Source organism: Staphylococcus sp. 17KM0847, assembly GCF_013463155.1.
Lineage (GTDB): Bacteria > Bacillota > Bacilli > Staphylococcales > Staphylococcaceae > Staphylococcus.
Window position 1 is genome coordinate 1759348 of the sequence record NZ_CP040781.1, and the last position, 12302, is coordinate 1771649.

10 protein-coding genes are annotated in these 12302 nt (G+C 36.0%); 7 read left to right on the forward strand and 3 right to left on the reverse strand.

All coding sequences use genetic code 11. From position 1 onward, the window contains the following. Window positions 1-5: 5 nt before the first annotated feature. On the reverse strand, window positions 6-188 hold the full coding sequence (locus tag FGL66_RS08725; protein WP_180809428.1) for a hypothetical protein: 183 nt from the start codon (window positions 186-188) through the stop codon (window positions 6-8). A 385-nt stretch (window positions 189-573) separates the two neighbouring features. On the opposite strand from FGL66_RS08725, the gene FGL66_RS08730 reads away from it, so the two are divergent. The 5 genes from FGL66_RS08730 to FGL66_RS08750 all read left to right on the forward strand — a co-directional run bounded on the left by FGL66_RS08730 (window position 574) and on the right by FGL66_RS08750 (window position 6456). After that, window positions 574-2100, forward strand: a complete 1527-nt coding sequence (locus FGL66_RS08730; protein WP_180809429.1) for an SLC13 family permease — start codon at window positions 574-576, stop codon at window positions 2098-2100. An 815-nt stretch (window positions 2101-2915) separates the two neighbouring features. After that, a complete protein-coding gene (locus tag FGL66_RS08735; protein WP_180809430.1) occupies window positions 2916-3947 on the forward strand; it encodes a PTS sugar transporter subunit IIC in 1032 nt (343 codons plus the stop codon). Between the two features lie 14 nt (window positions 3948-3961). Next, window positions 3962-4639 carry an L-serine ammonia-lyase, iron-sulfur-dependent subunit beta gene (gene sdaAB, locus FGL66_RS08740; protein ID WP_180809431.1) on the forward strand — a complete coding sequence of 226 codons (678 nt, stop codon included), beginning with the start codon at window positions 3962-3964 and terminating at the stop codon, window positions 4637-4639. Window positions 4640-4660: 21 nt separating this feature from the next. After that, the gene (gene sdaAA, locus FGL66_RS08745) at window positions 4661-5560 is read left to right on the forward strand and encodes an L-serine ammonia-lyase, iron-sulfur-dependent, subunit alpha (protein WP_180809432.1); all 900 of its coding nucleotides are present in this window, start codon (window positions 4661-4663) and stop codon (window positions 5558-5560) included. A 638-nt stretch (window positions 5561-6198) separates the two neighbouring features. Continuing rightward, the gene (locus tag FGL66_RS08750) at window positions 6199-6456 is read left to right on the forward strand and encodes a hypothetical protein (protein WP_180810519.1); all 258 of its coding nucleotides are present in this window, start codon (window positions 6199-6201) and stop codon (window positions 6454-6456) included. Window positions 6457-6512: 56 nt separating this feature from the next. Here the strand turns inward: FGL66_RS08750 and FGL66_RS08755 are convergent, their stop codons facing one another. After that, on the reverse strand, window positions 6513-7649 hold the full coding sequence (locus FGL66_RS08755; protein ID WP_180809433.1) for a hypothetical protein: 1137 nt from the start codon (window positions 7647-7649) through the stop codon (window positions 6513-6515). A gap of 323 nt (window positions 7650-7972) precedes the next feature. Between FGL66_RS08755 and pflB the strand changes: the two genes are divergently transcribed. Together pflB and pflA are read left to right on the forward strand one after the other, a co-directional pair. Then, window positions 7973-10222, forward strand: coding sequence for a formate C-acetyltransferase (gene pflB / locus FGL66_RS08760; protein WP_180809434.1), 2250 nt, complete (start codon window positions 7973-7975; stop codon window positions 10220-10222). 39 nt (window positions 10223-10261) lie between these two features. After that, window positions 10262-11023, forward strand: a complete 762-nt coding sequence (pflA, locus tag FGL66_RS08765) for a pyruvate formate-lyase-activating protein (protein WP_180809435.1) — start codon at window positions 10262-10264, stop codon at window positions 11021-11023. A 118-nt stretch (window positions 11024-11141) separates the two neighbouring features. Here pflA and FGL66_RS08770 read toward each other — a convergent pair whose 3' ends face one another. Beyond that, window positions 11142-12206 (reverse strand): PTS sugar transporter subunit IIC, encoded by a 1065-nt coding sequence (locus tag FGL66_RS08770; protein WP_180809436.1) that lies wholly within the window; start codon window positions 12204-12206, stop codon window positions 11142-11144. Window positions 12207-12302: the final 96 nt, after the last annotated feature.

Sequence of the window (12302 nt, forward strand, 5' to 3'; positions counted from 1 at the left end):
TTTAATTATTGATTATTATTTTTGCGACGTGTCATCACTTTTAAACCATATGCAAAAATACCATAACCTGCTGCAGTTTGTACAACCCACTTCACCCAACCATTCAAATCACATGTTTTACTCAACATAGCAGGTACAGCCGTACTTGCTACATATAAACCTAACACTTTGACATAACGTTTATTCATACTTATCTCTCCCTTTTATTGAATGATAAATTTATGATGTGGTGAACTGAACAGCTGTGCTTATAGACGAGCATCGTTCATATACATCTCTTTCATTCTATCACTGCTCAAACTCTTGTTTACACCTTAATTCTGACAAATTGTTGAAGACAAACTGGCAACTTTGTGTCTAAACGATGAAAAACAAATGAGAAAAACAGTGATGATCTATGCTATGTCCCCTAATATAATATGCACCTTATTTTCTCATCTCATGCATTAATTTATATAAGTATGTTATATTTTAGTTGAAAAAATTTTGCGAACATTTAATTATTTTGTTATCTTTATTCATTATAGTCGTTAAAATGAAAACGATTACAAATATATAAAAGGGGTTTTTTGTATGAGTACGTCTCAAAAAAATAATTCAACTGTTGTATTTAAGCCATTATGGTTTATTCTTGCTTTTGTAGTACTTATTGCTATTTTACTCATTCCGACACCTGCAAGTTTACCTATCATGGGAAAATGTGCGCTTGCCATTTTAGCGTTCGCTGTTATTTTATGGGTAACCGAAGCCGTTAGCTATCCTGTATCTGCTGCAATTATTATTGGATTAATCATTTTACTGCTTGGTTTTAGCCCTGTACAAAACCTAACAGAATCTCTAGGCAATCCTAAGTCAGGTGGAGAAGTCTTGACCGGTTCAGATGCGTTTAGTACAAGTAATGCATTAAAGCTTGCATTTAGTGGTTTTTCATCAAGTGCTGTCGCTTTGGTTGCTGCTGCACTCTTCTTAGCAACAGCAATGCAAGTGACAAACTTACATAAGCGATTAGCTTTATGGGTGTTATCGCTCGTTGGAAACAAGACCAAACGTATTGTAATTGGCGCGATTCTCGTTGCCATTATCTTAGCTTTCTTTGTACCTTCTGCAACAGCACGTACCGGCGCCGTTGTACCTATTCTTCTCGGTATGGTTGCTGCTTTTGGGGTAACAAAGCATAGTAAACTTGCTGCATTATTAGTGATCACTGCTGTACAGGCCGTATCTATCTGGAATGTCGGTATTAAAACAGCAGCTGCTCAAAACATTGTTGCAGTCAACTTTATTAGCAATCAACTGGGTCATGATGTATCTTGGGGCGAATGGTTCTTATATGCTGCACCTTGGTCTATTATCATGTCCATCGTTTTATATTTTGTAATGCTAAAAGTTTTACCTCCTGAACAAAATGAAATTGAAGGTGGAACAGCACTTGTTAAACAACAACTTGCTGAGTTAGGTCCAATCACACCGAAAGAATGGCGTCTGATCGTCATTTCTATTGGACTTCTAGTGCTTTGGTCTACTGAAAAGATATTGCATCCTATTGATTCATCATCTATCACATTATTAGCACTTGCAATTATGCTCACTCCTAAAATTGGTATTATGAGCTGGAAAGAAGCTGAAAGCCGTATTCCTTGGGGAACAATTATCGTTTTCGGTGTAGGTATCTCATTAGGTAATGTACTTTTACAAACGACTGCTGCCCAATGGCTTAGCGACAAAACATTCGGTCTTATGGGATTACAAAGTATGCCCATCATTGCTACAATTGCATTGATTTCACTTTTCAATATTTTAATCCATTTAGGGTTTGCCAGTGCAACCAGTTTGGCATCTGCACTGATTCCAGTATTTATTTCATTAACAACTACTCTAAATCTCGGTGACCACTCTATTGGATTTGTCTTAATACAACAATTCGTTATTTGTTTCGGGTTTTTATTACCTGTGAGTTCACCACAAGGCATGCTCGCTTACGGTACTGAAACATTTACCGTTAAAGATTACTTAAAAGTAGGTATACCTCTAACAGTTGTAGGTTACATTCTTATTATTGTATTCAGTATGACTTATTGGCAATGGTTAGGGTTACTATAATTTCTCAAATACACTTTTATAGCTCTATACATCTCCAAGCTCTATACATTAATCATTAATAGTTCACTATGTCGAACAACGTAGGATAGTCAAACCTCTTTGCAAAATTGAGGTGTCTATCCTACTTTTTTATTCATAATAAAAAGCGCTAGAATGCGGGGAACATTCTAACGCTATCCGTTCAACACTTAGAGAAGCAGTACAGGATATGGACAAAGCCTTTGTATAATAAAAGACATTGTTCCAAAATCCCGTCCGACTTCATAAGGAGGTGTTTATTGGGTATTTTGGGATTGTTATATCTGCTTTAACTTAATCGGGGTGAACAGTTATGGGAATGTATAAGTTAACTGTTCTGTCTATAATATACACGCTTTTTTATCATTTAACATCCGACGTGAGTTTGAAATTGAGCTACACCTCCCGTACCATAACTTAATGTTCTATGCTATAACGGACAAAATATATCAATTACTTATTAACACTAAATCTATAAAATTACATGTCTGAAAATTATTAATTTTTTTACTTTATATAAGTCACAAATATGTCAAAAACATCTAATATCACCATATACTTTAATACATTAATGTGAAGAAGCGTTGACGCATTATGGCATATCAGCGTTCAAGTAAAAATGTATTTTCACAATCTATATAATTTTTTTATATAAAATGAAATCATCTTGATAAATCGCTTTCTTGTGCTTTATGACGCTCTTGCATACGCTTTCAAAAGACATTATGATGGTGTTGCGTTAAAGAGAGAAGCAATTAAAAAAATAAAATAAATGTATTAGAGAGAAGGAATTGTTTATGGATTTCATTTTAGGGATTGGTACTTTACTTGTAGTTTTATTGGCAATGACTTTATTTTTAAAGTTCGCACCTAATGGTAAGGTCAGCTTGCAAGCATTATCTGGTGCTGCGTGTGCAACCTTTCTACCAGAGGCATTCTTAAAATACGCTATTGGCGGTGTCTTCCACATTGACTACTTCGTTAAAATTGGTGAAATTGCTGGAAGTTTGAGCGGCGTCGCAGTAGGTATTTTAACTTGTTTGAAATTTGGCGTTAACCCTGTTTTTGCAGTATTAACAGGTTTAGTATTATTCGATTTTAAATTATTACCTGCATTTATTGCAGCATACTTTGTAGCATTTGGTTTAAAACAAGTTGAAAAATACGTTCCTGAAGGTTTAGACCTTATTGTTGTTATTTTAGTGTCACCAGCTATTACATTCGGTATTGCATCTATTGTATCACCAAGTGTTATCGCTGTATTAAAACAAATCGGTACTGCTGTTACAGCTGTTGGTGATAATAATCCTTACGCACTTGCACTAGTCATCGGTGCGATTGTACCTGTTGTGGGTATGACACCTCTAAGCTCTATGGTATTTACAAGTTTACTCGGCTTAACAGGTATTCCAATGGCAATCGGTGCATTAGGTTGTATGGGTAGCTCATTCGTTAACTTTGTGATCTTTAGAAAATTAAAAATTGGTAACCCTGGTAAAGCTTTTGCGGTTGCAATCGAGCCATTAACACAAATTGACATTATCGCAAAGTACCCTATTCAACTTTATGGCACAAACGCAATCGTAGGTATGGTCAATGGTTTATTTATCACTTACATGGGTATTGTTGTAGACCAACCAGGTATGGCTACACCAATTGCTGGACCTATCGTAGCATTAGGATTTAATGAAGTTGTTCCAACAGTCATCACTATTGTTGTCGTTGCAGCAATTAGTATTATTTTAAGCTATTTCATTGGCACATTTATGAGCAAACGTAACTTGAATTTAAACATCAATACAAACAAATTAAACAATCAAACAAACTAAGGAGAGAATAAACTATGGCACGTACGAAAGACTTCCAAAGTGCATTTGATATTATTGGCCCAGTTATGATGGGACCATCTAGTTCACATACAGCAGGTGCTGTCAAAATCGCCAAGGCAGCTCGAGCAGTCTTAGGCGGTACGCCTGACACAATCGAAGTACACTATTACGAATCATTTGCCGAAACACACAAAGGACACGGCACAGACTTAGCTATTGTTGGCGGTTTGCTTGGCTTTAGCACTTTCGATGAGCGCATTAAAACATCAACAAAAATTGCTAAAGAACAAGGCATTCCTTATGAATTTATTGAAGAAAAAGGAACAAGTTTGGGCGAGCACCCGAACTGTGCATTAATCATTCTTGAAAAGGATGGACGCCATGTAGAGCTAAACGGTATTTCAATTGGTGGTGGTGCTTTTAAAGTAAAAAGTATTCACGTCAATGGTATGTGTATCCTACTCACACATACACCTAACTTACTCGTTATTGATGGCGAATCAGGTATTTCTGAAGTCAATCACCTCATTAATGAACTTGTCGAGCACGAGGTAGATATTAACGAAGAAATTAAAACAATGAGCGGTAGTCGTTGTCTATTGGCACTACATTTAAATAAAGCAATCAACGAAACATTACTTGAAACTTTAAGAGAGAAATATACATCGTTAAACTTCTCTTACATCGAATAACTCATCAGGGGGAAATGAATAATGTTTGATTCAATGAAAGAATTAATAGAATATGCTGAGCAAAACAATACAAGCTTTTCAGAAATTATGATTGCACATGAAATGGAAACTCGTGGTATGACACGTGAAGAAGTATATGACATGATGCAACATAACTTGGATACTATGCGCGATGCTGTAGAAAAAGGGACAACTGGAGAAGGCGTTAAAAGTGTAACGGGTTATACAGGACAAGATGCTATTAAAGTACGTCAATATAATGAAACAAATAAAGCATTATCAGGTAATGATATGATGACAGCAGTACAAGGTGCTATTGCTACAAATGAAGTCAACGCTGCTATGGGTATTATTTGTGCGACACCAACAGCAGGTTCTTCAGGTACAATTCCGGGTGTTTTATTCAAATTAGAACAATCACATGGCTTAGACAATGATCAAATGATTAAGTTTTTATTCTCTGCATCTATGTGCGGTATGATTATCGCAAACAATGCATCAGTTGCTGGTGCTATTGGTGGTTGTCAAGCTGAAGTAGGTACAGCCTCTGCAATTGCGGCGGCGGCTGCCGTAGAAACTTTTGGTGGTACACCTGAACAATCAGGTCATGCCATCGCTATCAGTTTAGCTAACTTACTTGGTCTTGTATGTGACCCTGTAGCAGGTCTTGTAGAAATTCCATGTGTCATGCGTAATGCAATCGGTTCTGGTAATGGCTTAATCTCTGCTGACCTTGCACTTGCAGGTGTAGAAAGTCGTATCCCAGTAGATGAAGTCATTATGGCAATGGATACAGTAGGTCGTAACTTGCCAGCATCATTACGTGAAACGGGTATTGGTGGTCTTGCAGGTACACCAACCGGACAAGCGATTAAAGAAAAAATCTTTGGTACATCTAGTAAAGATGAAGTTTTCTCATAAACAAACTTATGGTATAAGGGCATCATTGATTTAATACTTATTTATAAAAAGGACAATTTCTATTTTCTAATACAAAATGGAAGTTGTCCTCTTTGTTATTCATCTTTTATAACAGGTATATAAAAAGAAGTTTAATTCATATAAAGGTTAAAGGTGTTTTTAATATTGTCTGCATTTGTATCTATTCTATTAATAGTGATTATTCTTGGAATACAATACTTTTTGGCAAGTAGAAAAAAACTGTATGGAGATTTATCATCCTTGTAATATATACCCTTGTTATGCTATATCTTTATTTCACAAACTACTATACGCACTTTTTATCTTTCTCTCTATTCTTTATTTTAGGTATGATTTTCTTGATCGAAGAATGGAATCGTGGTAGAAAAAATAGAATAAAAAAGATGAATGAAATAAAATAAAAAGACTTATAGTTCCTTGAAAAATCAATTTTGTAAAATGGACCTTAAATCTTTATTTCAACTGACATTCATACCCTAATTCTTTTTTATTTCACTCCTTAAAATTTTGTTATTTATAAAATTTTCTGACAAATACTATCTTTTTATGACTAAAAGTGTTATAACTGTTATAAGACTTTTAAGGATGTTATTCATTAGTCAAAGGAGTTGAAGAAGATGTTAAAGAGATTAGCGTTATTATTTATCGCTTTAATGATTACGACAACGATTGCTGAGACGTATTTAATTGCTGGAACATGGCAATACCTATTGATGCAGTCATTATCGTTAAGTATCATCGGGTTTTTCATTTATCATTTCATCATTTTCCAATTACAAGAAAAACGTGCATCTTCATCAGCTCACGATGACCCAGATGCCGAAAAAGAAACTTTTCATAAAGGGATTTTAGATAAAAATAAAACCATACAATAAACGAAAAGCATAAGGTTGTACAGCGTTTACTTTAAAACTGTATAACCTTATGCTTTTTATTTTTTATGTTGATTGATGTCGATAATTTTAGATCCATCATATTTATATTCTTTATCTAAAATTTCCATATATTCTTCAAATGTATAACCATGGAAAATCCAGTTTCGCATTTTCATATAAATAGGTTTCACTTTATTTTCATGTGTTACAGTTACGCGTTTACGTAAAATACCGTCATTCACCATAGATAATAGAATATCTCCAACCATCTCATACGAAATCGCATGTTTCATCATAGTCAGTAATTCTACGTTTAATTGATTAGCATTTGCATTAAATTTATTGTCCTTAATCACATTGCGATCAAGCCATGATAAAAAGTCAATCATATCTTCGTCAGACATACTAAAAATATTAGACTCAAAAAACAATAGGTCTTCTATTGTTTTTGGCATATAGTAGTGTGCACCTTCTAAAAACTGTGGAAACTCATCTTCTTCCAATTGTAAACCTATGGAAACAATAGCACCATTGACTATACGATAGTTAACTATTTCTGGCGCTACACGTAGACATCTTTTTAGAAAACGTTCGACATCCATTAATGTAGCTGTTTCATTTAAATATGTTTTAAACACATTTTGCAGCTGAGTATAAGTGTATAAACCATATAAATTTGTAGCTGCTTCTAACACACGATATTTTGTAATTAATCCTTGCAATTCACGATCACTTGCAATGTAATGTGCCACCGTTTCTTGAATTTCAGCTGGGATTTTAAGTATTGGCATCTCCTCATCTTCATCATCATTAAAGATTAAAAATGTATCAGAAAAGTCAACTGTTGACACAAAAGGCATCATATCATGCGTTTTGTAGCTTGTTAATACAAATGCAAGACGTTGGTCTTTTGTCATCTTATCAACTTCTTGTTGAATATACGCTTCTGTCACCAATGTATCAATAAAATGAACCAACATCTCATCTTTGTTCATAGAAGTATAGCCTTTAATACCATGTTCTCTACAAAGTGCTTTAATCTCTTCTACTTTATAGTTTGACATCAATTCTATAATACTATCGGGTTGCTCAGGTAAAACGCCTCGCTTCATTAATTCTTGTTCAAGCAAATTTTTCTCTTCGTCACCTAATCCCGATAACATATCTGACAATTCGTCAAATTCTCTTACCATGTTCTTCCTCCATTCATATTCCACATTCTATCTCCATTGTACAGAGTTGCTATCTTTTTGTGAAACTTTTTATATAGTTCAATATTATTATTATTTTAACTGTTCAACGGATATACATATTTTAGAAACAGTTAATATATACTTCACTAACATATGTCAACTTTTTTCATGTAAAAACACAAATTAATTATGTCAGAAATTTAACGAAATAAAATCCAAATTTTGACATCATATAAAACGCTTCCAATATTACGTGATTTACTTCACAACACTTGTTATACTACTTGTGAAATGATGAACAAAACCTAATAGGAGGTCACATTATGATTAAAGAACAACGCACTCAAAACAATGCTTGGTCGGGATTCAAGACTGGCCGATGGACACGTAATGTTGATGTACGTGAATTTATTCAATTGAATTTTACAGGTTATCAAGGAGACGATAGTTTCTTAGCCGGCCCAACAGAAGCAACTACTCAATTATGGGATCAGGTGATGCAACTTTCTAAAGAAGAACGCGAACGTGGTGGCATGTGGGATATGGATACTAAAGTGGTGTCTACAATCTTATCACATGATGCGGGTTACTTGGATCAATCATTAGAGCAAATTGTTGGTGTTCAAACTGACAAACCGTTTAAACGCTCCATGCAGCCATTTGGCGGTATTCGTATGGCAAAAGCAGCATGTGAAGCATATGGTTATGAACTTGATTCAGAAACCGAACATATCTTTACGGAATATCGTAAAACACATAACCAAGGTGTATTTGACGCATATTCAAAAGAGATGCTCGCTTGTCGTAAAGCTGGTATTATCACAGGTTTGCCAGACGCTTATGGCCGAGGTCGTATTATTGGAGACTATCGTCGTGTTGCCCTTTATGGTATCGACTTCTTAATGGCAGAAAAACAGCGTGATTTTAATGATTTATCTTCAACAATGACTGAAGATGTCATCCGTCTACGTGAAGAAGTTTCTGAGCAATATCGTTCATTAAAAGAATTAAAAGAACTTGGTGCACGTTATGGTTTTGATTTAAGCCGCCCAGCTGAAAACTTTAAAGAAGCTGTTCAATGGTTATACTTGGCCTACCTTGCAGCAATTAAAGAGCAAAATGGTGCTGCAATGAGTCTTGGTCGTACATCTACATTCTTAGACATCTATGCAGAACGTGACTTGCAAGCGGGTACAATTACAGAAACAGAAGTACAAGAAATCATCGACCACTTTATTATGAAGTTACGTCTTGTAAAATTTGCACGCACACCTGACTACAATGCACTCTTCTCAGGTGATCCAACTTGGGTAACAGAATCTATTGGTGGTGTCGGCATTGATGGACGTCCTATGGTAACCAAAAACTCATTCCGCTTTTTACATTCCTTAGACAACCTTGGTCCTGCACCAGAACCGAACTTAACTGTGCTATGGTCAACACGTTTACCTGAAAACTTTAAACGTTATTGTACAAAGATGAGTATTAAAACAAGCTCTATTCAATATGAAAATGATGATTTAATGCGTGAAAGCTATGGTGATGACTACGGTATTGCGTGTTGTGTATCTGCTATGAGAATTGGTAAACAAATGCAATTTTTTGGCGCACGTGCAAACCTTGCTAAAACATTATTATATGCAATCAATGGTGGTAAAGATGAAAAATCAGGTGCCCAAGTTGCTCCAAACTTTGCACCAATTACATCAGACATTCTCGACTATGATGAAGTATACGCACAATTTGATGAAATGATGGAATGGCTCGCAGGTGTATATATTAACTCTCTCAACGTGATTCACTATATGCACGATAAATATAGTTATGAACGTATCGAAATGGCCTTACATGATACAGATGTTCATCGCACAATGGCGACAGGTATCGCAGGTCTTTCAGTAGCAGCAGACTCGCTCTCTGCGATTAAATACGGTGAAGTACGTCCGATACGTGATGAAAATGGTTTAGTGGTAGATTTTGAAACAACAGGTGAATACCCTAAATATGGTAACAACGACCCACGCGTTGATGACATTGCAGTTCAGTTAGTCGAAAGCTTTATGAGAAAACTACGTAAGCATAAAACATATCGTGATTCTGAACATACAATGAGTGTGCTTACAATCACTTCTAACGTAGTATATGGTAAGAAAACAGGTAATACACCAGATGGGCGTAAAGCAGGCGAACCTTTTGCACCCGGTGCGAACCCAATGCACGGTCGAGATGCTAACGGTGCATTAGCTTCACTATCATCAGTGGCAAAACTCCCATATGATTGCTGTAAAGATGGTATTTCCAATACATTCAGTATCGTACCAAAATCATTAGGTAAAGAATCTTATACACAAGAACAAAACTTAGTCAGTATTTTAGATGGTTATGCTTTGCAACATGGTCACCATCTCAATATCAACGTATTCAATCGCGAAACATTGTTAGATGCCATGGAACACCCAGAGGAATATCCACAATTAACAGTTCGCGTATCTGGCTATGCCGTGAACTTCATCAAGCTCACTCGCGAACAACAACTTGATGTTATTTCACGTACATTCCACGAATCAATGTAATAGACACTATCATTAAAAAGAGGAAATAGAGGGATTTACATGCTAAAAGGTCACATTCATTCAATAGAAAGCTTAGGAACAGTAGATGGCCCCGGTCTACGCTATATTATCTTTACACAAGGTTGCTTACTGCGCTGCTTGTACTGTCATAACCCCGATACTTGGAAAATTAACGAGCCGTCACGTACTGCAACAACAGATGAACTTGTGACTGAAATCACACCGTATCTCCCTTATTTCCAAGCATCAAATGGCGGTGTTACAATGAGCGGTGGAGAGCCCCTACTCCAGATGCCATTCGTTACAGAGTTATTTCAAAAACTACATGCACACGGTATTCATACTTGTATCGATACATCCCTCGGTTGTGCAAATGATACCGATGCATTCAAAAAACATTTCGATCAACTATTGCTTCACACAGATTTATTGATGGTCGATATTAAACATATTGATAATGAAAAACATAAACATTTAACAGGTAAGCCTAACACACATATATTGAAATATATCAAATATTTAGCTAAAAAAAAGCAACCGATATGGATTCGCCATGTCCTCGTCCCCGGTCTAACCGATGACCCTGAAGATTTACGTGCGCTTGGCAACTTCATTAATCAACTCGGTAATGTTGAAAAGTTTGAACTGCTTCCATATCATCAACTCGGTGTTCACAAGTGGCAATCACTAGGTATCCCATACGAGTTGAATGATGTTGTCCCCCCAACAGATGAAGATGTTGAAGCAGCATATCGATACGTTGACTTTAAAGGTGTAACACCCCTAACACCTATAAGCTAAAAATAAATAAACACAGACAATATCTCATACTCCTATTATAAAAACAGGTCATGTACACGTTCCCCTGCGTGTGCATGACCTTTATGTATTTACCTATTTTAAATTATAACTTTTATACCTACTTATCTGCTGTAAAGCGATAAATATCCGCACTGTAAAGTTTCAATACTTTAGACAAAATATAGTTTACAACAAAACCAACTACAAATGGAATCAAGATATATACTAAGCCAACCAACATGAGATTGATCGTAGGACTATAATTCATAAACTCTAATGCCTTAATCGGTCCTACTAATCCAACAATTCCAAAACCTGCCGATTCCTTTGTTCCTTCAATACCTACCAATGCACCTGCAACACCTGTTACTGCCGCTGTCAAGCCAATAGGAAGTAACATGATCGGATAACGAATAATATTGGGCATCATCATCTTCATCCCACCTAAAATAATCGCAATCGGCACACCCAGCTTATTAACTCGCAACGTTCCAATAAACAATACCACCGCCGCGGATGCAACACCAATTGCAGCTGCACCTGCTGCCAATCCTGAAATACCTATGGCTAAACCCACTGCAATGGTAGATACAGGCGATACAATAATAAAAGAAAATAATACAGCAATGAGCAAACACATGAGTACAGGTTGAAGTGTTGTAAACGTATTGATTAAGTTTCCTATTGCCAACGTAATTTTACTCACATAAGGTAAAGTTAATGTTCCAATTAACCCCGGTATCCCTCCGACTAAGATCGGCAGTAAAATAATATTCAAACTGCCCAATCGTCCATCTAACCAAAGTACCATCAATACTGCTAGAGATGCTGTGATCATTGTATTGATCAAATCACCAATGCCCACAATTTGCCAGCCTGCTTCTGTGATTTGTGCAGCACCTGACCCCACATAAGCTGCTGCTCCAACAATTGCCGTCCCCATAGGATTTAAATTAAACTGAAACGCAATCAACACACCTACCATTAGAGGCAATGCGAATTGTATACCCAGTACAACATAGTGCAATGTTTTAAATATTTCTCCATACTGACTCAAATACTGAAAAAGCCCTCCTAATACTGCATTAGGAATCAATCCAACAACAATCGCTACTGCTAAACCATTCAATACATTAAACATAAACTTTTTGAAAGTCATCTTTGGGTTGTCTACTGTTTCCATGTCCCTGTCACCTCTACTTATACTTATCAAATCATTCTCTTTGTCTTTATTATACGTCATACATATAAAGCATAAAAGTGCTTTTAGATACAAACA

What these genes read in the sequence shown, in the direction of transcription:
- FGL66_RS08725 (WP_180809428.1), bottom strand. Translation starts at nt 188, where the DNA reads ATGAATAAACGTTATGTCAAAGTGTTAGGTTTATATGTAGCAAGTACG.
- FGL66_RS08730 (WP_180809429.1), top strand. Translation starts at nt 574, where the DNA reads ATGAGTACGTCTCAAAAAAATAATTCAACTGTTGTATTTAAGCCATTA.
- pflB (WP_180809434.1), top strand. Translation starts at nt 7,973, where the DNA reads ATGATTAAAGAACAACGCACTCAAAACAATGCTTGGTCGGGATTCAAG.
- sdaAB (WP_180809431.1), top strand. Translation starts at nt 3,962, where the DNA reads ATGGCACGTACGAAAGACTTCCAAAGTGCATTTGATATTATTGGCCCA.
- FGL66_RS08735 (WP_180809430.1), top strand. Translation starts at nt 2,916, where the DNA reads ATGGATTTCATTTTAGGGATTGGTACTTTACTTGTAGTTTTATTGGCA.
- FGL66_RS08750 (WP_180810519.1), top strand. Translation starts at nt 6,199, where the DNA reads ATGTTAAAGAGATTAGCGTTATTATTTATCGCTTTAATGATTACGACA.
- FGL66_RS08770 (WP_180809436.1), bottom strand. Translation starts at nt 12,206, where the DNA reads ATGGAAACAGTAGACAACCCAAAGATGACTTTCAAAAAGTTTATGTTT.
- FGL66_RS08755 (WP_180809433.1), bottom strand. Translation starts at nt 7,649, where the DNA reads ATGGTAAGAGAATTTGACGAATTGTCAGATATGTTATCGGGATTAGGT.
- pflA (WP_180809435.1), top strand. Translation starts at nt 10,262, where the DNA reads ATGCTAAAAGGTCACATTCATTCAATAGAAAGCTTAGGAACAGTAGAT.
- sdaAA (WP_180809432.1), top strand. Translation starts at nt 4,661, where the DNA reads ATGTTTGATTCAATGAAAGAATTAATAGAATATGCTGAGCAAAACAAT.